We start from the raw sequence: 22942 nt of genomic DNA on the forward strand, positions 1-22942 counted from the left end.
TACGTAATTTATTACGTGCGGTAGAGGAGCGTTCTGTAAGCCGTTGAAGGTGTATCGGGAGGTATGCTGGAGGTATCAGAAGTGCGAATGCTGACATGAGTAACGACAAGGGGAGTGAGAAGCTCCCCCGCCGGAAGACCAAGGGTTCCTGCGCAACGTTAATCGGCGCAGGGTGAGTCGGCCCCTAAGGTGAGGTCGAAAGACGTAATCGATGGGAAACAGGTCAATATTCCTGTACCCCTTTTGACTGCGACGGAGTGACGGAGAAGGCTAGGTCAGCGCAGCGTTGGTTGTCTGCGTTTAAGATCGTAGGCTGGGGACCCAGGCAAATCCGGGTCCTCAAGGCCGAGAATTGATGACGAGGTTCTAAGGAACTGAAGTGATTGATGCCATGCTTCCAGGAAAAACTTCTAAGCTTCAGGTCAGAAGGGACCGTACCCCAAACCGACACAGGTGGTCAGGTAGAGAATACCAAGGCGCTTGAGAGAACTCGGGTGAAGGAACTAGGCAAAATGGCACCGTAACTTCGGGAGAAGGTGCGCCGGCTTTGGTGATCGGACTTGCTCCGTAAGCTGAGGCTGGTCGAAGATACCAGGTGGCTGCGACTGTTTATTAAAAACACAGCACTGTGCAAACACGAAAGTGGACGTATACGGTGTGACGCCTGCCCGGTGCCGGAAGGTTAATTGATGGGGTTATCTTCGGAGAAGCTCTTGATCGAAGCCCCGGTAAACGGCGGCCGTAACTATAACGGTCCTAAGGTAGCGAAATTCCTTGTCGGGTAAGTTCCGACCTGCACGAATGGCGTAACGATGGCCACGCTGTCTCCACCCGAGACTCAGTGAAATTGAAATCGCTGTTAAGATGCAGCGTATCCGCGGCTAGACGGAAAGACCCCGTGAACCTTTACTACAGCTTCACAGTGGATCTTGATGTTGCTTGTGTAGGATAGGTGGGAGGCTTTGAAGCGTGAACGCCAGTTTGCGTGGAGCCATCCTTGAAATACCACCCTGGCAATATTGAGGTTCTAACCCAGGTCCTGAAACGGGATCGGGGACATTGTGTGGTGGGTAGTTTGACTGGGGCGGTCTCCTCCCAAAGAGTAACGGAGGAGCACGAAGGTTGGCTAAGTACGGTCGGACATCGTACGGTTAGTGTAATGGCACAAGCCAGCTTGACTGCGAGAGGTACATCTCGAGCAGGTACGAAAGTAGGTCATAGTGATCCGGTGGTTCTGAATGGAAGGGCCATCGCTCAACGGATAAAAGGTACTCCGGGGATAACAGGCTGATACCGCCCAAGAGTTCACATCGACGGCGGTGTTTGGCACCTCGATGTCGGCTCATCACATCCTGGGGCTGAAGCCGGTCCCAAGGGTATGGCTGTTCGCCATTTAAAGTGGTACGCGAGCTGGGTTTAGAACGTCGTGAGACAGTTCGGTCCCTATCTGCCGTGGACGTTGGAAGTTTGAGAAGAGCTGCTCCTAGTACGAGAGGACCGGAGTGGACGGACCACTGGTGTTCGGGTTGTGTCGCCAGACGCATTGCCCGGTAGCTATGTTCGGACGGGATAACCGCTGAAAGCATCTAAGCGGGAAGCCCCCTTCAAGATGAGACTTCCCTGGGCACCAGATGCCCCTGAAGAGCCGTTAAAGACTATGACGTTGATAGGTTGGGTGTGTAAGTGCTGTGAGGCATTGAGCTAACCAATACTAATGACTCGTGCGGCTTGACCATATAACGCCAAAGCGATTTAGAGTGTAGAGATACACAGCCATACGCAAGAGTGTGAAGCAAGAAGCAGCTTAAGACAGGATTCCGGAACTGAGAGCCGATAGGCTTTGAGTTCAACCAGTTAAGCCTGGCGACCATAGAAGGTTAGAACCACCTGATCCCATCCCGAACTCAGCAGTGAAATGACCGATCGCCGATGGTAGTGTGGGGCTTCCCCATGTGAGAGTAGGTCATCGCCAGGCAACAAATAGAAAAACCCGATAGCATTGCTGTCGGGTTTTTTGCTATGTGCGAGAAAAATGGAACCCCTGGTTCTATCCTTCTTCCATTACTGCGATGCAACTGCTTCTGAGTTGCTCTACCTTACAGCATTCAGGTAGTCGTGCATGAATGATGCTTTCTACCAACCCTGATGGGCACCTCTGCAGTGGAAAAGAGTAAGTCATTACAGCCATCAATTAGAAAAACCCGCTAATTATACTGTTGGTTTCTTTGTGATGATAAATCGTAGAAGAGTTGCTTGCTCGGAATGTTTCTTCTTGCGAGGTTCTATTTTCTTAACTATGGTCAAGGGTTTGATTGATTAGGAGGTTGTAATAATGGAACAAGTTTCTCTGCTTGGCAGAGTTGCTCAAAGTGTAAGTCAGGACGTTGGTCAATTAGATAAAGCTGTTTATGGATCGAGAGGAGTGAAAACTAATTCCACCGTGGAAAGAAATTTAGATAACCTGAATACGACATTTTTTACTGACCCTTTGGTTTGGACGGATAGATTGGTAAAACCTTTAAACTGGGTTTGGTCATGTCCACCGAGTTTAGGTGATAGTTGTTCTGATAACAGTGAAACAGAAACTCTAAGACCTGCTTTAGAATTGGTTAATAGTGAATCAGAAGCCTTAGAGCCTGCTTCAGAACTATCAATGTGTGTTTCCGATCATGATAGTGAGCGAAATGATGAGAAAATGGAGCTGCAAAAAAAATCACTTCAGTTAGAAGTACACATGCCTCCAAAGCTTTATTCTCAACTGCAGTTGCGGGCAGGCTTATCATCTACGAAATGTAACTCAGGTCTAGAGTTAGCACTGCCTACGGGTATTCCCATAAATGCCCAATTACTCATTGGTATGTTTGAAGCTTCTTTAAAAATGATACCAAGTTTAAACCAATATAGGGTTGGTGATGATAATAGAAAAGATATTCTGCTTCGTCATAGTGTGGTGACAGCTGTAATCATTAATGCTTTTGAAGGGTTGTTGCCTTTTAATAATGACTACTCAACATTATCAGTTTATTTGAGAAAATAGGCCAGTTGGGTATTTCTAATGATGAGATTAAAAGTTATTTAAGTCAGCAGGATAGCTTAGCTGAGCCGATCAAGACAGTTATTGGTTATCTAAAGGCTTTTATAAAACTTCAATCATTTCCGCTGGCTGAGATAGATAGTTTTTTGACAAACCCATTGGGTTTTCTGAAAGGTAATGAGGTTTATTTAACCTTTTTTGTTGGTGAGAAAATAGTCATTATTCAACTTATACCTGTCATTAATACAAATCGTGAAGTGACAGAATTCATTATTGCAACAAATTCACAGGAAATGAATACATTGCCAGCAGAGGATATTGGAGTGCTTGTAGAAAAGGTTGCAGAATTAAAAAAGTTTTCTTCTGGGTATGAGAAGGTTATTGCATTTATGAGACCATTTCGATGAGGTTTTGAGCTATTTTAAATCGAGTGATATAGGTTTTGGATTTTAGCCGGTTTTTTGACAGTTTATTTTTGATTTATTGTTTTTTCTATTAAGGAAATTAGATGGCAATTGATGATATGCCTATGAACTAACGTTGAAGATATAGCCCTTTAAAGAGTCATGTCTTCGTGGATAATCAAATACAAATAACAATAACATTTCTCATTTATTTCATCGCCATGCTGGGTATTGGCTATATTGCCTGGCTGAGAACAAAAAATTCTTCGGACTATTTTCTGGGAGGCCGCTCTTTGGGGCCATGGTCGGCAGCATTAAGTGCCGGTGCTTCCGATATGAGTGGCTGGTTACTGTTGGGGCTTCCTGGTTATGCATTTGCTGCAGGGCTTGAAGCTGTCTGGCTTGGTTTAGGTCTATTGGGGGGTACGTGGCTAAACTGGCTTCTGGTTGCCCGACGTTTAAGAATATACAGTGCTATTGCTAATGATTCGCTGACCCTTCCTGAGTTTTTTTCAAACCGCTTTTCCGATTTGAAATACATTTTACAGCCGGTAAGTGCTGCATTTATTTTGATTTTCTTTCTTTTTTATACCAGCTCTGGTTTGGTTGCCGGAGGTAAGTTGTTTGAGTCTGTTTTTGGCTTTGATTACGAGCTGGCTGTGATCCTTGGCATGCTGAGCGTTGTTTCCTATACACTTTTTGGTGGTTTTCTGGCGGTCTGCTGGACAGACCTGGTTCAGGGGTTGCTGATGTCCGCTGCACTGTTGATTGTTCCTGTTACGGTGCTTGAAGTGACTGGCGGAGCGGAACAGGTATTTACAGAGATTGAGCAACTCAACCCTCATCTGACTAATATGCTCACGGATGTTCAAGGTGAAGCGCTCTCTATTATCAGCGTATTGTCTTTGCTGGGTTGGGGGCTAGGCTACTTTGGCCAGCCACATATTATGGCGCGCTTTAAGGCAGTTCAGTCCAGCAGCCAGCTAACGCTAGCCCGCCGTATTGCTGTTTCATGGACTGGAATCTGCATGTTGGGTGCTTTGTTGGTAGGCCTTACCGGAATTATTTATACCCAGAGGCAGGGCTTGGTTCTTGATGACCCTGAAGCGATCTTTATGCTGATGGTTAATACCCTGTTTCATCCGGTGATTGCCGGTATTCTGCTTGCGGCTATTCTTGCGGCGATCATGAGTACTGCTGACTCTCAGCTACTGGTCTGTTCCACCGCTGTAGCTGAAGACTTTTATCGGAATATGCTCCGTCCTAATGCCAGTCAGGGTGAAATGCTGATGGTTGGTCGTATCGCTGTAGTTGGAATTGCAGTGCTTGCCACGTTGCTGGCATTAAACCCTGAGAGTTCGGTGCTGGATATGGTCTCCTATGCCTGGGCAGGCTTCGGAGCTGCTTTTGGTCCTGCGTTACTCTTTTCTCTTTACTGGAAGCGGATGAATGGCCTTGGTGCTCTTGCTGGAATAGTCACAGGTGGTGTTACAGTGGTGGTTTGGCGTTCCATGAGTGGTGGTTTTTTCGATATTTATGAAATCATTCCGGGTTTCGTTGCAGCATCGTTAGCGGTCGTTGTATTCAGCCTAATGGGCAAGGCACCTTCTGATGAGGATTCAGAAACCTTTCAGAAAGTGCACTCGCTGTTGAAGTCGCCATCTGTTGGTAATTTAGAAGAAGAGCTCCGTTAAAGATCAGGGTGAGCCGGTTAACTCTTAATTATGCCGGGGGTAGTGCCAGAAGTTGGGGCTAAAAGGGAGTGTTAATGTAGTATCTTCACCGGCAAGGCAGGCTTCAGGATGATATCGGCTGATATGATACCGTACTTTATGTTCCTGCTGCTTTGATACATCGACCATAATCAGATGTTTGCCTTTTACCAGGTCATCGTGAAAGCGGGCAGTCTTATAGTTTTCACGGGTGACGCCTGCTAGACCTCCACTCCAGGCTCCAAACAGAGTAAAAACCCCTGCAATAATTATCAGTGTGGGTAAAGGTGCTGTGATACCAAAGGGATTCCACCACTCAATTAGCGTTGCAAACAATAAACCAATAACCCCACCAATGAGAGCCCCGAGTTCTCCCGAGTGAAGGACATCATTTTCCTGTAACATATTGGCACTATGGACTTGCTTGTGAAACAGGCCTGCTTCATTCCGGCTTAAAACGTGAAGATGCCAATCGGTGATACCATCGTGGTGAAGATCTTCAGTGATTTTGGTTACACTGTCGAGCGAGCCAGTCAGGTAGTAGAGACGTTTCATAGTTAACTCCTGCTTTACTGCGCGCAGAATCTATGAATAGAGTATAGATTATGACAGGCCTCAGGTTGTTTTAGGTGAATTGACGATGAAACAAATAAAAGTTGCAGTCAGAAAGAAAGGCTCCAAGAGTACTCAGGCACTCAGTGACGTGGATAACGAGTTGAAGCAAACGCTGGAGCGTCTGGCAAAAAAGGGGCTGAACCCTATGCAGATGTGCCAGAAGCTTATTGAGCATGGTGTAGAGCACCCTGGTGGTGGGGATTGGACCTACGACAGGGTGGTTGAGGAGTGTGAAAGGCTGAAAGTATAAATCAAAAATTGGCCTCAGAAGGGTGAGGTTGCAACGTATCTATGTAATACCATTTCCACCTTCTAACTATGGGTATGTGCTGCGCAGCCATTATGAACTACTGGCCTGCGTTGACGCTCTTTGCCATAGTACGGCGATGACTCGTCGCTTCGCCTTACCCGGTAGCTCGAAATAGCTTGTTCGCTCTCATAGTTAGAAAGCGGAAATGGTATAAGCAATCTCTCAGTTTTACTGTATAGCTATTTTTTACTGGATTTCAGCAGATTCTGGAAGCGTCGGAGTTTTTCTTCCTGAGTAAGCTGGGGAGCTGGCTCGGAGGGGGGCTGGATGAGCGGGCTGTAGTCCAGTTCAGATGATTCTATTGGAATTTCCTGAGGGACGGTACGTTCCTGAAGCCATCCATCCATCACATCAAGTGCTTCTAAAAGTCCTTGGTGTTCATCCGATACATCCAGGTTATCGGATTCTGCCATTTGGTTAACCTTCTTCACCAGGTTACTGCGTATTTGTAGGATTCGCTCTTCCGTGATCTGTTCCCTGTTCTCTTCAAGCCATTTTCTGGCTGATTCTCCATTGGTGGCCATGGTGAATAGTTACCTGTGCTGATGAGCAAGATTACCTGTTGAAACTGACATTGGGTCTGTTTTGAAAGGTATGAGTTTCAAAATTAAACGGAAGGCAATGATAAAAAGTTAAATCAAAAAATTCATCTACTATTACACAGGGTTGGCTATACCCCTAATACTCACATGGTTTTTCTCGGTAAATACGGTCCAGATACCGGTGGCCAATCTACGTACAATTACGTTATCTTAGCGCGTTTAATTTTTACCAATTTTTAGTGGCAGGATGTCTTGATCAGCTTATTCCAGGCTCAGTTTTCGTTTATGGTGGAACAGTTGGAGAAACTGGTATCTCTGCCTGTGCCTGAAAAGCAGCTTGTCAGAATTGAGCTACCACTGCCTGCTATTCACCTGCAAGGTTTTCTGGCTGCGCAGGCTTGCTCTGAAAAAGCCTTCTGGAGAGATCGGGAAGGAGATCATGCCATTGCGGTATTGGGTTATAGCTGGTCAGAAAAGCTGACCTGCCGTCAGGACATTCCATCTGCGTTTTCCCGTGCCCGTAGCCTTTTGCAAGGCTTGCCGTCGCCTGTCAGTAGCCACTGTCTATGTTACCTGTCTTTTGCGGATAGGGACTCTTCAGTCTGGCCTGCGTTCGGTTATGGTATGGTGCTTCTGCCACTGCTGGAATTAGTTCAGACCCGTAAGGGGCTGATGCTGGGGGTGAACCTCAGGGCGTCCAATGCTTCAGAGTACCTGGAACATATTCGCAAGGCTCTTGAGATTATTGCATCCCTTAAATACAGCCAGCAGCTCCCGGAAAATGATTTTAGTTTTCAGCCTGAAGGCTATAAGCCTGACATAAATACCTGGCGTCAGATGGTCAGTAAGGCTAAACAGGCCTTTTCATCCGGAAAGCTGGACAAGGTTGTGTTGTCGAGGGGGGCGAGGCTGAAACTTGATGGGGAATTCTCCCCATGGGCATTGCTTTATGCTTGGCAGCAGGCAAACCCACACTCCTATCAGTTTTTATTTCAGGGACAGGGTCAGACCTTTTTCGGTTGTTCTCCAGAGAGGCTGGTGAAACGGCTGGAGAATATTATTTCTACCGAGGCGTTGGCAGGCACAATCGTACGCGGGACAAGTCAGCTGGAAGACTCTCAGCTTGAAAGCCTGCTGATGAACGACAGAAAAAATATTCATGAGAATCGTCTGGTGCTGGATGATATCTGCCATAAGCTGCAGCCTTTGTGTCAGTCCCTGGAAGCGGATCGCAGTCACTCTATTGTTAAGCTCCGCCATATCCAGCACTTGCGCTATCAGATTCGTGGTGTGTTGAAGCAGGGTGTTTGTGACGAAGAGTTGCTGAGAGTTCTCCACCCAACGCCTGCCGTGGGCGGGGTTCCGAGAGAAGAAGCTCTGTCGTTTATTGAAACCCATGAGCCATACGCTCGTGGTATCTATGCCGGCGTATGTGGTGTGGTTGGTATTCGAAAGAGTGATTTCAGTGTGGCGATTCGCAGTGCACGTCTGGCTGATGGATCTTTGATGCTCTACTCTGGTGCCGGAATTGTGAAAGACTCTGTCGCTGACGATGAGTGGACTGAGTTGAATAACAAAATCACCACAGTACTGGATATTCTGGACGATCAACAAAACCGTCGGAATGACATTTCGCCATTCCCGGGACAGCCCGGGTTACACACCGAAAACAACATTGAGATGACTGCGCCATTGTCGTAAAGAGTTTAACGGTCCTGCTTGAGAATTCTGAGCACAGAATGCAAAAGAGCAGCAAATGGCTGCAACACTTCACTTAAGACTGGCTGTTTGGGCTGGTATATTTGTTCAACGAGTTAGTTCATGACGTTTAAAACCGACTACGCAAATATCAATGGCATCTGGTCTTCTGTGCTGATTGAAGAGTTGTGGAGGCTGGGTGTCCGGCATTGCTGTATTGCCCCGGGGTCACGTTCAGCGCCATTAACGTTTGCAGTGGCAGAACACGATGGGATGAAGCGTCATGTTCATTTCGATGAACGCGGGCTTGGTTTTTTTGCCTTGGGGTTGGCTAAAGCTACCGGTGAACCTGTTGCCTTGATCACTACCTCAGGCACCGCGGTGGCTAATCTCTTTCCGGCGATTATAGAGGCTCATCAGTCGGGCATACCGTTGGTGGTGATTACGGCAGACCGTCCACCAGAATTGATTGATTGCGGAGCCAATCAGGCCATTAATCAGCTTGGCATTTTTGGTGCCTATACGGGGGCAGCGCTGGATTTGCCAACACCTGATAGATCCATCTCTCTTCGATGGTTACTGGGAAGTGTTGATCAGGCATTTGCCCGTTCCTGTGCTCGGGGGTTGCCATTGCATATCAACTGCATGTTCCGGGAGCCACTCTACCCATTCCAAAAAGAACATTCACGTCAGCCAGAAGAAACGGCTTTGCTTGAAAATAATGTTTATTTTTCGAACATTGAAAAATGGATAGCTTCTCAGAAACCGTATACTGAATACTTTCTACCAGAGCTAACTCGGTTGCCAGAAGTCGAGCAGTGGCAGAACTTTGCTGATGGCAAAGGATTGATTGTAGTAGGGCGAGTGCCTCTCAATGCCGATGTGAAGGTGATCGCGGAACTGTCTGAGCGTCTGGGTTGGCCACTCATCACTGATGTTCAGTCGCAGATGCACGGGCATCCCGCAGCTGTGAAGCATGCTGACCTGCTACTGGCCAGTAAGACAGGCGAAAGTCTTTTCAAACAGACAGAGCGGGTTCTTCAGATTGGAGGCTACCTGACGTCCAAGCGGCTGGACCAGTTTATTGGCAGTCACCACTGGGAAGCGTACTGGATGGTTGACCCAGCCCCGAGAAGGGTGGATACCGGGCAGCGGCAGAGTGTGCGCCTAGTTGGTGATGTAGACACTATTTGTCGTCAGTTGTTGCAACGAAGTGAAGACCTGTCGTCTCGTCAACGATTCCAACAGCAATGGGCTCTACCATTTTGCAATCAGGGAGAAAAGTTGGCTCAGCAGTTGGATGAATATCTCCCAACTGAGCTGAATGAGCAGTGGCTGGGTGCTTCGTTAGGTGAGCTTTTACCATCAGGGAGCAGCCTGTTCCTTGGAAATAGCCTGCCCATTCGCATGGTGGAGATTTTCTCTAAACAGCATCTGTGCAGAGTTTATACGAATCGTGGCGTCAGTGGCATTGATGGCCTGATGGCGACCACTGCAGGGTGTGTTGAGGGTGATCAGCGCCCTATGGTTTTACTGATTGGAGACATCTCTTTTCTCCATGACCTCAACTCCCTGCAGCTGGCAAAGCAGAGTAAAGTTCCATTGGTGATTGTCCTGATCAATAACGATGGTGGTGGTATTTTCTATGTGACCACCAAAGGGTGTACCGGCGATAATGTACAGGTGGCTCACGATTATTTTGTCACGCCCCATGGTCTTTCAGCACAACATGCTGCTGAACTCTTTGGTATTGACTATTTTAGTATTGACCAGTGTGGACCTGAGTCTATTGATGAATTTAAAACTGAATTCAGTCAGGCATGTTCAAAGGCTGGTTGTACCATCATTGAAGTCATGACACCGTCTGGCCAGGGAGCAAAAAGTATTGAGCAGGCAGTGGCCATGGCCAGAGAACTGTGAGTCTTTCTTACCCCGGCCTTGCATACCACACGGATGGTAATGCAGGTGCTCCAGCCCTGCTGTTTCTGCATGGGTTCCTGGGCAATGCCGATGACTGGCAGGCATTGAAAACATTACTGAAAGACGACTATTACCTTATCGTTATTGACCTGCCTGGGCATGGTTCAAGCCAGTGGTATGAAGAGGATGCTCGGGGGCTTGACTATTTCTGTCATCGGCTTGAGCAGACCGTTCAAACTATTGAACAGGTGAAAGGGATTAACCTGGAAAAGTTCAACCTGCTTGGTTATTCACTGGGTGGACGCCTGGCCATGGCGTATACCGTTGCTTTCCCGAACCGAATTGAAAAGTTATTTCTGGAGGGGGCGCACCCGGGTTTAGTCTCTGAGCAGGAAAGGAATCAGCGTTACCAGTCAGATCTTCAATGGGCCCGACGTTTTAAACTGGAGCCGGTGGCTGAGGTACTTCATGACTGGTACAAGCAGCCGGTTTTTTCTGATCTGGATGATCACCAGATACAGTCTCTGATCCATGAGCGTGCTAATGGGAAAGGTCAGCTGTTGGCAGAAGCTTTAATGGCGTTCAGTTTATCAAAGCAACCGGATTACCGTCGGGCGCTGTGTCGGCTCAAGGCTGATTGTCAGCTCAGGGCCGGTTCACCGCCATTCACCTCTGTTCATTATTTTTACGGTGAAAATGATCATAAGTTTGGACAGCTTGGCCAGCATTTGCTGGCAGAGCATGTGATACACAGTACTCACCCTGTGGCAGGGTGCGGACACAATATTCATCGGGAGCAACCCGAGGCTATGGCCCGGTTGCTCAGAGAGTTACAGAGGTCGCCTTAAAAGGGCTGCGCTTGGCAATACAGCGTTAAAAAATGACTCAAAATGCTCATTTACTGACTGTAAACTGCGCTTTTTCGCCATTTTTGCCTTGTCTTGCCTTCGCTCGCTGCCTTTTTCGACAACCTCTGATTAAGGAGTTGGATATGAGCAAACAGCTGGATTCTGGTGTTATCTGGGAAAACCTTGGCGGAGAGTTCGAAGATATTCTGTATCACCGGGCTGAAGGGATGGCCAAAATTACCATTAACCGTCCTGAAAAACGCAATGCGTTTCGGCCACAGACGATAATAGAAATTCAAAAGGCTTTGGAGTCTGCACGGTTTGATGAGTCGGTGGGTGTTGTGATTCTGACTGGCGCCGGAGACCTTGCGTTCTGTTCCGGCGGTGATCAGAGTGTTCGTGGTGACTCTGGTTACAAGGATGATAAAGGTACTCATCACTTGAATGTTCTTGATCTGCAACGTCAGATCAGAACCTGTCCAAAACCAGTGGTTGCCATGGTTGCTGGGTATGCCATTGGTGGAGGCCATGTTCTGCACCTGGTATGCGACCTGACTATCGCCGCAGATAATGCCCGTTTTGGTCAGACGGGGCCAAAGGTGGGTTCATTTGATGGTGGTTTTGGTGCCAGTTATCTGGCTCGGATCGTTGGTCAGAAAAAAGCCCGCGAGATTTGGTTCCTTTGCCGGCAGTATGATGCTAAACAGGCAGAAGACATGGGGCTGGTCAATACAGTTGTGCCTCTGGAAGAACTGGAGCGTACCACGGTTGAATGGTGTCGTGAGATTCTGCAGCACTCTCCACTTGCACTTCGCTGTCTGAAGTCGGCCATGAATGCAGATTGCGATGGCCAGACCGGGCTGCAGGAGTTGGCTGGTAATGCAACACTGCTCTTCTATATGAGCGAAGAAGCTCAGGAAGGGCGTGATGCTTATCTGGAAAAACGTCAGCCAGATTTCAGCCGTTTTGGCCGTAATCCCTGACGCTGTTTTCCATAAGAACTCTATGAAAGAATGTAAGGCCGATATCCTGAGGTATCGGCTGCCTCTAAAGCGCCCACTGCATTTAAAACAGTTCAACCTGAATGAGCGGGAAGGACTGATTTTGCGTTTGAATTTAGGTGGTCGGTTCGGCTATGGCGAAATAGCGCCCTTGCCAGGCTTTAGCTGTGAGAGCCTTTTTGAGGCTGAAACACAACTTCAGGAATTCTGTCGAGCAGTGAATGATGGGCATTTTAAGCCTTTTCCTACCGATGACTCTGAGAGAAGAGCCTCTTACGAGACAGTCTTTGCCTCCTTGCCAGTGCCGTCTGTGTTGTTTGGTATTGAATCCGCACTGTGGTGGCTAAGGCAGGGTGGCTGGCTTTCCCCACCAGTAATGGCACCTCTTTTGCAGGGAGCCACTGAACATATTCTCCTTCGACTTGAGCAGTGGCAGGGCAGTTGGCCAAAAGAGTTCAAGCTGAAGATAGGACGAGACTCAATTGAAGAAGACTGCGTAAGAATTAATAAGGTTCTTGAAGCTTTACCGGAATCTGTCAGCATCAAGCTGGATGCCAATCAGCAATGGACATTGGGTCAAGCCTTGAGTGTGGCCCGCTCAATTGATGTCAATCGGATCGCTTTTGTTGAGGAACCGACTGCCAGCGTAGGCGATTTTTCAGAACTCTATGAGAAAACCGGACTCCACTTTGCCCTGGATGAGACAGTGCAACAACCCGGTTATTTACTGCAAACCATGCATGGGCTGGCAGCTATTGTCATAAAGCCAATGCTGGTGGGCGGTTTATGCCGCTGTCAGCAGCTGGTGACGGCTGCCAGAGCCCAGGGGATAAGAGTCATCTTCAGTTCTTCTTATGAGTCGTCTATCGGGTTACATATTCTGGAGCAGCTCAGTGCGCAGTGGACTCCGGAAGAGTTGCCAGGTCTTGATACGTCTTCTGCCTTTGTCAACAGACTGGCTTGTGAAGACATTATTGCCGGACATCCGGTTTCTATTAACCCTGCTTTTGTCAGCTTGGGAGAGAAGAGCTGAAAAAGCGTTGAAGAAAGCAGTCGATGAAGACGATTTTCCCTGAACTGCAACACTGTCCTTTGCGTCATCGAGCCATTCGGCAATCAACTTGTACCGCGATTCAGCTGGAAGAGGGCAGTGTCACTTTTCGCCTGCTTGATGAGTGGGTTGATGAGTGTTGTCGTAACTATCGGGGTAAGGGTCTGAAAGCAGGTAACCGCCTTCTATTTGTCACCAGTAAGCCATTAGATACTGTGGTGGTTGCTCTCGCCTGCCTCCGCTCCCAGTGGATTTTCTGTCCCGTAAATCCGGCGTTTCCAGACGAACAGCGAAAAGGGTATCGAGCGCGGATAGGGGCAACGCTGGAGGCAGACAGTGCAGGTATCAATTTTTATCAGCGGCTTTTCCAACCGGAAAAAAGGCCTCAGCCAGAGAGCAGTCTTAAGCCCATTGAGATTTCTCCGGAAGATATTTACGACCTGATAGCAACGTCCGGAACGACGGGAATACCAAAGGCAGTAGCGCACAGTTATAAAAATCATTATTTCAGTGCGTTGGGCTCGATGCATACGTTGCCATTAAGTTATGGCGATACCTGGCTATTATCTTTGCCTCTGTTTCATGTGGGCGGGCTGGCTATTGTTATGCGCTGTCTTCTTGCTGGCGCAACCATGACACTCTTTGATAGTAGGCAGGAACGCAAGCTCCCTCTGGAAGAAATGCTGGCCAGGCAGCGATTAACGCACCTTTCACTGGTTAATACCCAGCTGTTCCGGCTGATTCAGTCCGGGTTATCACTCTATGAGGCGGGTGTACGATATATCCTGCTGGGTGGTGGCGTTGCGTCTCCACGGCTGGTGGAGGAGGTGAAAGCACAGGGAATCACCGTGCTGACAACTTATGGTATGACCGAGATGTCATCGCAGATTTGTACCGGGGAGCCATTGTTTACGGACAGTGGTGTTACCTCTGGAAGCGTGTTGCCCTGGCGTGAAGTCAGATTGTCTGAACAGGGTGAGATTCTGGTTCGAGGGGAAACCCTGGCAAAGGGGTACTATGCAGATGGAGCAGTGACTTCTCTGGGCGACTCTCGAGGCTGGTTCCATACCGGAGATAAAGGGCTATGGTTTAATGGCCAGATACAGATATGTGGCCGCATGGATAATATGTTGATATCTGGAGGGGAGAATATTCATCCGGAAGAGATTGAGCAGGCTCTGCTGACACTTCCGGAAATTGTTCAGGCGGTTGTGGTATCTATGACTGATTCTGAGTTTGGAATGAGACCCGTTGCCTACGTTCAGACGGTAGACGGTACCCTGAATGAACCATTTACAAAAGAGAGGCTGGCAGGCAAGATAGCTAAGTTCAAAGTGCCAGTACATGTTCGTTTATTTCCTGAGCAGATAGCAGAATCAGGCATCAAGATTAATCGCCGCTTTTTTCAGGCACTTTTGGAATAATGCTGTCATCGAGGCAGCTTTCTGCTATCAATGTACTAGACTAAACAAACTGAGCCAAACTGAACAGTTGCAGGGTGCAGCCGGTTTGAATTTAGCAGTCAGACGTTGAAGTTAGAATAATATGAAAAATAATCACATTAGCTACAACGCCCCCAGTGAACTGACCTCCCTAGAGGAGCCGCTGTCGCAGAACTCTTCAATCAGAACATTCCTTGCGGTAAAGCTTCCTCTTGAGTTGGCCGCAACGCTTCATAAGAAAGCGATTCATCGGGCAGGAGAAGGCCACGTTCATGACTTGAAATGGGTGGTTCCCCAGCAGCAACACATTACGCTGAAATTCCTTGGAAACAGTTACCCCCATCAGTTACACCAGTTAATTAACTGTCTCCAGAATGATCTTGCTGATTACCATACTTTTGACAGTATGACAGGCTGCTTTCGTTTCTTTCCAACTGGGCGAAAGCCCAGAGTACTTGCCCTGGAAATGCATTCAGGACAGGAGCTGAAGCGCCTTGCCGATATTTGTGAGCGGGCGGCGGTGCAATCCGGTTTCAGTGCTGAAACCCGGCATTTCCGGCCCCACGTTACCCTTGGCAGGTTCAAACACCCTCGGCATGTAACCCATAGCCAGTATTTTAACCTTCCCAGTTTCCGCATGACGGTCGGTGAAGTGGTCTTGCTTGAAAGTGAGAGTAGCTCAGTTGGCACACGCTATAAAACGCTCCATGTTTTCCCACTGCAACCTATCGCCATCAGCGCATAAAAACAGTGCTGGTGGCATCTCAGGCTCTTTCATGAATAAGTAACTAACCATATGAAATCATATATTTCTGATTCCTTGTTCAGACACTCTGATTCGTTACAACTCCGGTCACATAGCTACGGCTATGCTCCCTCCGTTGTGCCTCGCATAGTAACTGCCTAAGTAGCCAGAAATATCCGATTCCATATGGCCAGCTACTTATCTTGATAAGTATCAAGTTGGTTTTTTGTTCAGCATGGTATGCTGCGGAAAAAACTATGGGATAATTCTATGGAATTGGTGTGTCCTGCCGGTAATCTTCCTTCTCTTAAAGCTGCTGTTGATAATGGTGCTGATGCTGTCTATATCGGCTTCCGGGATGAAACGAATGCGCGGCATTTTGCTGGCCTCAATTTTTCCGATCAGAGGGCAATAAAAGCCCTTGATTACGTCAATAAAAATCCTCGTGCTAAAAAGGTTCGGCTGTTTGTCGCTGTGAATACTTACGCCCAGGCAACCAATTGGAATCGCTGGAAAAAAGCGGTCGACATGTGTGCCGACTTTGGTGTGGATGCCTTGATTGCTGCTGATATCAGCGTATTGGACTACGCGAGCAAAAGACACCCAGACCTTAATCTACACCTCTCTGTTCAGGCTTCGGCCACCAATCAGGCTAGCTTGTCTTTTTATCATGATCATTTTGGTATTAAACGTGCAGTATTACCCAGGGTGCTGTCGTTAAAACAGGTTGAGCGATTGGCTCAAAAAAGTCCTGTGGAACTGGAAGTATTTGCTTTTGGCAGTCTTTGTATCATGGCGGAAGGTCGTTGCATTCTCTCTTCTTATGTAACGGGAGAGTCCCCTAATACTGCGGGCGCTTGTTCACCAGCATCCGCTGTGCGCTGGCAGACGACAGCTAATGGCATGGAAACCCGGTTGGGTGGCTTGCTAATCGACCGCTTTGATAATAATGAACAAGCGGGTTACCCGACGCTTTGCAAGGGGCGGTTCGAAGTGAACGGTAAGGTTAGTCATGCCATCGAAGAACCGACCAGTCTCAACACGCTGGATCTTATTCCTGAGCTGTATCAGGCAGGTATTAGTGCTGTGAAAATAGAAGGTCGCCAGCGGAGCCCGGCCTATGTTGCTGAAGTAGTGAGAATCTGGCGTGAGGCGATTGATCACTATCAGACTAATCCAACCAGTTTTTCTACCCATGAACGTTGGATGAGCGGGCTAGCAAAATTATCTGAAGGTAGTCAGACAACACTCGGTGCTTATAACCGTCCCTGGCAGTAACGTCGGCTGTTGTTGACATCTTGTATTGATGTATTTTTTGAACCACAAAGACACATAGGAAGCTTTAAATATTCGTGGCTTTGTGTCTTTGTGATGAAAATAATAAAGACGCTTCTATAAGCACAATAGGAGCGAACCTGGAAAGAGTTATGCAAATTACCCTTGGCCCATTACTGTTCTTCTGGCCGAAAAAAGAAGTTGTTACGTTTTATGAAAAGGTTGCTGAGTCATCGATTGATCGAGTCTACCTGGGAGAAGTCGTCTGCTCCAAAAGGCGAGAGCTGAAACTGGATGACTGGCTAAACATCGCGAAAATGTTGCAGGCAAAAGGGAAGGAAGTCGTTCTTTCAACTCTGACGCTGATTGAGGCTGAGTCGGAGCTGAGCCAAGTCAGCAAGGTTTGCGAGAATGGTGAGTTTGCTGTGGAAGCCAATGATATGGCGGCTGTTCACTATCTCTCAAAAGCGGGTATTCCCTTTATTACTGGTCCTTCTGTTAACCTCTACAGCGCTGAAGCCCTTCAAGTCCTGCATCGAACAGGTTTGAAGCGCTGGGTACTACCGGTTGAACTCTCCTTTGATCATTTGAAGATGATCATGAGCCGCTTGAAAGAGCTGGGTATTCATGACTTGGAAACAGAAGTGTTCAGCTATGGTTATCTGCCACTGGCATACTCTGCCCGGTGTTTTACAGCACGTACTCATGAGCTGAGCAAAGACAGCTGCGAGTTCAGCTGCATCAAGTCATCCGCAGGTATTCCCCTGGCCACCCAGGAGGGCGATGCACTGTTCACCATTAATGGTATCCAGACCCTGTCTGGCAGCTGCCATAACATTCTGGATCAGTGGCAAGTAATGGAGAGTGCAGGGGTGAAGGGTATGCGTCTTTCCGGACATTCAGGGGATATTTTGAAAACTGCTGAAGAGTTTGCAGAGGCTATGGGAAGTGGCAGTTCAGGAAAATATATAATGGGCTGCAATGGTTATTGGGTAGGAGAGGCTGGGATTAACCATCGGTAGATTTATGGGGTGCTCGCTTTGATAATCCCCCAGCTATGCTGGGGGGGCGCATAGGTTTGACCGTCGCGACGGTAACCAAATACGAGATTACAAGAGTTTGGGGGTACGAGATGGGATTGTAAGTATCACCTTGTCTTTATTTATTTCAAAGATGCTGTGTAAGCTTATATATGGAAAACTCTGGAAGAAACTTGGGGAGATTTTTCATAAACTGGCGAGAAGACAAGGTTGCAAGATTTTGGAGGAGTATTTGATGCTAGGCCATGTGCATATTTGAATTACATTCCATCTAAACATCCAGTTTCTCAAGTGGTTGGCTTTCAGAAGTGAAAGTGTGCGATTGAGATTGCAAAGAACTTCAGAGGCAAGGAGAAATCATGAAAGCACTCGTGATACCGAGCCTTCTATCCGATAGTGGCTGCTGACAAAGGCTGCACTTGCCGTACATGAGTTTTTAACTCTTTTATCGCTGCAAGCTCCGAAATAACTGGAGTAACGACCGGCAAGTCTAAAACCGCTGAAGATATGAGTATATAAAACTTCAAAAGGCTTGGGTTTCTTGTAAGTTATAACTTTAAAAAAAACAGTGCGTTGATAAAAGCGCGTCGTAAATTTTTTGTGTACTCTCAAAAACATGTTCTTGCGCAAACTCATTTATGACCTTACGTCGCCCATTAATTCCATAGGCTTTCATGATTAAGTTATTTGCAAGCAAAGTCCTCAGAGATTTCGCTAGTGCTTGAGGATTGCTGGGAGCACACAAAAGGCCATTCACACCATGATCAACTATTTCTCTGCAACCGGCTATATCTGTTGCTACTATTGGTCGCTGTGAAGCGGCAGCCTCAATTAATATCCTTGGAACTCCTTCACCATAGGTTGTCGGCAGGCAAACTATATCACAGGATTCAATCAGAGAAGGCATATCATGAACTTGCCCCAACCATTCTATTTTTCCATTGTTATGCCAATATTGAATTTGATGTTCAGATATAGCGAAGTGTACGTCACCATCAAGGATGCCGGCAACACGAATAATAAAGCTGATACCATCAGCTGCTAGGATTTCCCTTGCCTCTATCAGATCATTTAATCCTTTATCTTTCAAAAGACGGGCGGCGAAAAGAACAATGGAGCGACCCATCGGGACAGATGGGTAAAATTTTTCTATATCAACTCCAGCACCTTTAATAAGAAAACCATTATTATTTATTATTTTCTCTGCTATGAAAATTCTTAGATCATCACTGTTTTCAAATATAAAATAAGAGTTCTTGGTAGATATTAATCTATAAAGTAATATAGATAGTTTCCTGAATAAACGAAAAATCGCTGTTTTTGAAGAAAAAATAATACCTAAACCAGTTATGTTATAAATAACAGGGAATTTTGATGTGATCTTACGAATCAAGCCGACATAAATATTTGGCTTAATAGTGATTGCATGTACTATACTAGGTGAGATTTTTTTTATTGTTTGATGAATCGATAATATTGAATGTATTTCATTGAGTAGATTCAGGCTTTTTCTTTTAAGGGGAAAGTGATGACAAAAAAAACCTTCATTAATCAATTTGATTTTAAAGTCACTGTCAGTGAAATTTGTAAGTATATGAACCTTGAATCCAGAACTTCTAAAGTGCTTGGCTCTATCAAGCCAATGCAGCCGGAAATACCAATCAACATTGATCACATAAAGTAAAATTTTATCACTCTTCATATATGCCTCGAAATTATGTAAGATCTTCAAAGGTCTCGTGCTCTATTTATTTTTGTGAATTAGATCCAGTATTTTGTCTCATTTAGAGAAAGCGATAAGCACTGAGCAAATGAAACTATATATGCTGATTCAAGGTTTAGGTCTTCCTGGCAAGGCAATTCCTCGTTGCTCTATTTTCTGGATCCTTGTAGTAGTGAAGAGTTGCAATTCTGGTCACGAAGCCTTATTGCGAGTCCTTAGATGTGCTTTTTATAGAACCTTTCCAGTGCACCAGCTATATTCGATTTCATTTGCAAAGTATACTTAATACCTACTTACCTATTCTTATTCACTTGAAGTTCTAACGATAGTTCAACCAGTATCTAAATCGTTTATAGCCCCTTCCCATCAGTAACACCGAAGTCAGTAAAATCCTGTGGGATAGGCCTAAATCTTTACGACTCGAAATACCTGCTATCCATTGATTCTGGCGAATATAAAGAATAACTTCTTGTCGAACCTTTTTTGAGAAAATTCCATGAAATAATTGCCAAGGAGAGGGTACAGCACTCTTATTGATAAACTCTCCAACACCAAATATCTCGTTATGTCTGAGTGAAGCATAAGCCTTAGCTACATCTTGGCTGGGCTTGGCCACCAGTTCATGCCAAATTTTACAGGATGATTCTTTCAACTCTCTACTGGCAATAACGTGGCTATCTATATAATCTGACCAGCTGCGGCTGGTGAAGAGCACGCCTTTTTGAAAGTACGTAACAAATGTTTTATACACGGCATTTTCATCTTCATCTATGATTCGGCTTGCGATCATGCTTCCATCTACGGAGCGAATGTAGCCACTTACAGAGCCATTAGGAGAGTTACATAACATTTCGATCAGGGATACCGCATCCAGCAAATTTATATAGTTGTTAGAAAGGTTGGCATCCACGCAGAAAGCCGATTTGCTGCAATTCAGGGGTTGGTCGTTAAGAAAGCATTGCAGTCCCAGATAGTAGCCATAGATGTGTATATCAGGAAATAAGTAGGCTAGATTATCTTGAATCGTACCGCGCCAACCAATATCAACAATGCCCACTTTAGCTAAATTTTGCTGCCAGCCGTGTTGATCAAGGTATTCCAGCAAGTTGGTACGATCGGAATTTATCTTAGCCCGCACGGGTTCTATAAAGAGAGGGTTTTTAAACAAAGCTTGTACTCGTGCATCTTGCCAAGGGTTTACCAGCTTTTCCTTTGGGTTCAGCCCGTGTGATTGGCAGACTTCAGTAAACTTATCAGCTTTCAGTCCCAAGGTTTTAAGGAGAGCAGAAATTGACTGAGTAGAATATAGGTTCCATAAGCGCATCAACTCTTCAGTACTTATTTCTCTCAAGGAGGCACAGAAGGTTGCAATACGGCTGACTTCGAGAATGTCTGGTAACGGTAGTTTTTGTCCCGCTAAACAGTTGTTTGGGAAGATAGCTCTCCATACTTGAAGCAAGAACTCACCCTCACGAGTAAAAAAGTACAAACGTTCTACTCTATCCAATAATGCACGTTCGGCAATCTGCAATATAAAACCGACTAGCAGTGGGGCTGTGTGAATGCCAAGCAGATATGCAGGTTGTGCCTCCGCTTCTAGCTCCTTCGCTTCGTCTGTAGCCAGATTCTTAGTGTCTTCAGCTATATGGCGGAACAAAGCATAGCGGTCATGGATGAAGGCTGCTTGCTCTTGACGCTTTCGATGTTCTTCCTCTGGTAAGTAGTGCACTGTTTGAATACCTAGTTTTTTGGGCATTTCTACATCAGCATGAATGTTGTCACCGATATGGACGTGATCCCGAGGAGTTATGTCGAATTGGTGGTGGACATGTTTGAATAATTTTCCAGAACGTTTGTTCAACCTGACATCGCAAGAACTGATACCCTGACTCACTAGCGTCTCCAAACCATGGTGTTTCAACAGTCGCTGTAGACTTGCGGAGGACATGTAAAAGTCAGATAAAAATAAGCTTTGTTGTGCTGGGTATTCCTGACTGAAATTTAAAAATTTAGGATCAGGATAAGTGTGTCGAAGTTCAAATTGCAGTTCCATTTCCGCCAACCTTCCCGCTAGAACGGCTAAGTCCATTTGGTCTTGATTATTAATGAGAACCCGGCTTAACAATCTAGTTAGAACATCGTTAACTTCATATTCGCCACAATGAGAGGTAGTACTGGCTAACTCATCCTCTACTGCACAACGTTCACGGAAGATTGCCCAATAATCCTCAAACGGTATAGCTAATTCCATCTTATGCGTCAGGCTAAGGGCTCGAGCTGAAATTAACTTAGAAAAATCCGGATGCCCCTTTCTTCTTAAAAGAGTATCCCAGACATCAATAGTACGGAGTTTATACATGGTAGGTTAATGATTGAGAAATAGTTTACGCGCTGTACGTGCCCCCCAACCAAGAATACCGCGGATTGGTATAGGTAAAGAATTAAGGTTAGCATTAGCAGGTAATACCAAGCGCTTTCGAATATTGGTAGGCAAGGTCATACCATAACCCTCGGCAGAAATAGGAGGGCGATCATACAAAGGGGGTGTTACCACTAGCTTTGGCTTTTGTCCTTCGAGAATACTTTTTACGCAGGTCTTGAACCCCTCAGACTCATCTTGTAGAGGGCGATCTGACATGAAAGTAACGCCAGCCCTAGACATACGTTCTCTCTCATCATTATCAGCCAGTAGGCGCAAAATATTCTTCGCCAAACTCTCAGGAGTTTGCTCGCTGAGGCTAACAGCATCCGGTGGTATGTCATAGAGGTTGTTCTCGCGCCAAAATTCAACTACCGGCAATCCAGCGGCCATCATTTCAAAGGGAATTCTCGACGGGTTTGAAGAACTTAAACATAAACCAACAGCACAACGGTTATAAAGTGCATTACAGTCTTCCAGCTTAAGTAACCCTAAGTGCTCGTGCTCATACCAGATGTCACCTTTTTCGCTGGGTGGTGATCCGTATAAGTAGATGTTAACCTCTGGTCGATTGTGCTTAACAATACCTAAGGCCTCTACTCCAAAACGACTACACCGGCGAGGTTTGTCAGGTTGATAGATGAAGCAGACTGATAACTCCCGATCTATATTGAGTGGGTGATAAATACGATTGTCCACACCGAAATTAATGTGAAAAGCGGGTACTTTAAACCGATTGGCCAACTCGTGCTTTAACCAAGAACCGATGGTGATGGGGGTCAATCCGTAACGATAAGAGTTTTCGGCCGAAAGATAGGCATCGCCCATGGGATTGAACATAGCTTCATAGTCTTGGACAAAATAGCCCTTGTAGCAATTGAAGGGTAAATCTCTCACTATAGCGGCTGAATACCAAATGGTTGCCATAACTAGGTCGGCGGGCTGAATCTCATCCCAACCAAAGCGAACACTGAGAAAGCGATTACCAAACAATCGCTCCACGGTAGCAGCTGCTTTGGCCTGATTTCCTGTACCTTCAATATAGATGGGGCATTGATATCCAGCCTGCTCTAAGGCATAGGCATGCTGTAATATTGTTCGATGACCACCTGAACCTTCTATTAAACGAGGAATAACCCAAGCAATGGTACTCATTGGTTACA

At 46.3% G+C, this 22942-nt stretch carries 18 protein-coding genes and 2 rRNA genes (1 of these 20 cut by a window edge); 15 read left to right on the plus strand and 5 right to left on the minus strand.

The features are described from left to right. The 5 genes from GV64_RS10040 to putP form a co-directional block, all read left to right on the plus strand. Window positions 1–1736: ribosomal RNA gene (locus GV64_RS10040) — 23S ribosomal RNA — on the plus strand (it extends 1154 nt beyond the left edge of the window). 123 nt (window positions 1737–1859) lie between these two features. Beyond that, a 5S ribosomal RNA gene (rrf, locus tag GV64_RS10045) occupies window positions 1860–1975 on the plus strand. A 357-nt stretch (window positions 1976–2332) separates the two neighbouring features. Then, entirely contained in the window at window positions 2333–3037 is a 705-nt protein-coding gene (locus GV64_RS10050) for a hypothetical protein (RefSeq protein ID WP_020582680.1), read from the plus strand. A 5-nt stretch (window positions 3038–3042) separates the two neighbouring features. Beyond that, window positions 3043–3441 (plus strand): hypothetical protein, encoded by a 399-nt coding sequence (locus GV64_RS10055; RefSeq protein WP_020582681.1) that lies wholly within the window; start codon window positions 3043–3045, stop codon window positions 3439–3441. Window positions 3442–3608: 167 nt separating this feature from the next. Continuing rightward, entirely contained in the window at window positions 3609–5132 is a 1524-nt protein-coding gene (putP, locus tag GV64_RS10060; protein WP_020582682.1) for a sodium/proline symporter PutP, read from the plus strand. Between the two features lie 24 nt (window positions 5133–5156). On the opposite strand, the gene GV64_RS10065 is transcribed toward putP, so the two are convergent. After that, the gene (locus tag GV64_RS10065) at window positions 5157–5705 is read right to left on the minus strand and encodes an MFS transporter (protein ID WP_020582683.1); all 549 of its coding nucleotides are present in this window, start codon (window positions 5703–5705) and stop codon (window positions 5157–5159) included. Between the two features lie 85 nt (window positions 5706–5790). Here GV64_RS10065 and GV64_RS10070 point away from each other — a divergent pair, with 85 nt between their 5' ends. Further along, window positions 5791–6015 (plus strand): hypothetical protein, encoded by a 225-nt coding sequence (locus GV64_RS10070; RefSeq protein WP_020582684.1) that lies wholly within the window; start codon window positions 5791–5793, stop codon window positions 6013–6015. A 239-nt stretch (window positions 6016–6254) separates the two neighbouring features. On the opposite strand, the gene GV64_RS10075 is transcribed toward GV64_RS10070, so the two are convergent. Then, window positions 6255–6599: a hypothetical protein gene (locus GV64_RS10075; protein ID WP_020582685.1), complete on the minus strand. Its 345-nt coding sequence runs from the start codon at window positions 6597–6599 to the stop codon at window positions 6255–6257. Between the two features lie 270 nt (window positions 6600–6869). Here GV64_RS10075 and GV64_RS10080 point away from each other — a divergent pair, with 270 nt between their 5' ends. From GV64_RS10080 to GV64_RS10120, 9 genes are all read left to right on the plus strand, one after another. Continuing rightward, the gene (locus GV64_RS10080; RefSeq protein WP_020582686.1) at window positions 6870–8318 is read left to right on the plus strand and encodes an isochorismate synthase; all 1449 of its coding nucleotides are present in this window, start codon (window positions 6870–6872) and stop codon (window positions 8316–8318) included. Window positions 8319–8438: 120 nt separating this feature from the next. Beyond that, window positions 8439–10235: a 2-succinyl-5-enolpyruvyl-6-hydroxy-3-cyclohexene-1-carboxylic-acid synthase gene (menD, locus tag GV64_RS10085; RefSeq protein ID WP_020582687.1), complete on the plus strand. Its 1797-nt coding sequence runs from the start codon at window positions 8439–8441 to the stop codon at window positions 10233–10235. After that, window positions 10232–11083 carry a 2-succinyl-6-hydroxy-2,4-cyclohexadiene-1-carboxylate synthase gene (gene menH / locus GV64_RS10090; RefSeq protein WP_020582688.1) on the plus strand — a complete coding sequence of 284 codons (852 nt, stop codon included), beginning with the start codon at window positions 10232–10234 and terminating at the stop codon, window positions 11081–11083. The genes menD and menH overlap by 4 nt, the downstream gene beginning before the upstream one ends. 143 nt (window positions 11084–11226) lie before the next feature. Beyond that, window positions 11227–12066, plus strand: a complete 840-nt coding sequence (gene menB / locus GV64_RS10095; RefSeq protein ID WP_020582689.1) for a 1,4-dihydroxy-2-naphthoyl-CoA synthase — start codon at window positions 11227–11229, stop codon at window positions 12064–12066. Further along, complete coding sequence (menC, locus tag GV64_RS10100) at window positions 12011–13117, plus strand: o-succinylbenzoate synthase (protein WP_020582690.1); 1107 nt, start codon at window positions 12011–12013, stop codon at window positions 13115–13117. Before menB ends, menC begins: the two co-directional genes overlap by 56 nt. Before the next feature lie 23 nt (window positions 13118–13140). Continuing rightward, on the plus strand, window positions 13141–14559 hold the full coding sequence (menE, locus tag GV64_RS10105) for an o-succinylbenzoate--CoA ligase (protein ID WP_020582691.1): 1419 nt from the start codon (window positions 13141–13143) through the stop codon (window positions 14557–14559). 121 nt (window positions 14560–14680) lie between these two features. Continuing rightward, complete coding sequence (gene thpR, locus GV64_RS23735) at window positions 14681–15322, plus strand: RNA 2',3'-cyclic phosphodiesterase (RefSeq protein WP_020582692.1); 642 nt, start codon at window positions 14681–14683, stop codon at window positions 15320–15322. 270 nt (window positions 15323–15592) lie between these two features. After that, window positions 15593–16600, plus strand: a complete 1008-nt coding sequence (gene ubiU / locus GV64_RS10115) for a ubiquinone anaerobic biosynthesis protein UbiU (protein ID WP_020582693.1) — start codon at window positions 15593–15595, stop codon at window positions 16598–16600. 149 nt (window positions 16601–16749) lie between these two features. After that, on the plus strand, window positions 16750–17619 hold the full coding sequence (locus GV64_RS10120) for a U32 family peptidase (protein WP_020582694.1): 870 nt from the start codon (window positions 16750–16752) through the stop codon (window positions 17617–17619). A 574-nt stretch (window positions 17620–18193) separates the two neighbouring features. Here GV64_RS10120 and GV64_RS10125 read toward each other — a convergent pair. The 3 genes from GV64_RS10125 to GV64_RS10135 all read right to left on the minus strand — a co-directional run bounded on the left by GV64_RS10125 (window position 18194) and on the right by GV64_RS10135 (window position 22934). After that, entirely contained in the window at window positions 18194–19339 is a 1146-nt protein-coding gene (locus GV64_RS10125) for a glycosyltransferase family 4 protein (protein WP_026258274.1), read from the minus strand. 340 nt (window positions 19340–19679) lie between these two features. Beyond that, the gene (locus GV64_RS10130; protein ID WP_026258275.1) at window positions 19680–21719 is read right to left on the minus strand and encodes an HAD hydrolase-like protein; all 2040 of its coding nucleotides are present in this window, start codon (window positions 21717–21719) and stop codon (window positions 19680–19682) included. 6 nt (window positions 21720–21725) lie between these two features. Next, window positions 21726–22934: a rhamnosyltransferase WsaF family glycosyltransferase gene (locus tag GV64_RS10135; protein WP_020582697.1), complete on the minus strand. Its 1209-nt coding sequence runs from the start codon at window positions 22932–22934 to the stop codon at window positions 21726–21728. Between the last annotated feature and the right edge of the window lie 8 nt (window positions 22935–22942).

It is taken from the genome of Endozoicomonas elysicola (genome assembly GCF_000710775.1).
Lineage (GTDB): Bacteria > Pseudomonadota > Gammaproteobacteria > Pseudomonadales > Endozoicomonadaceae > Endozoicomonas > Endozoicomonas elysicola.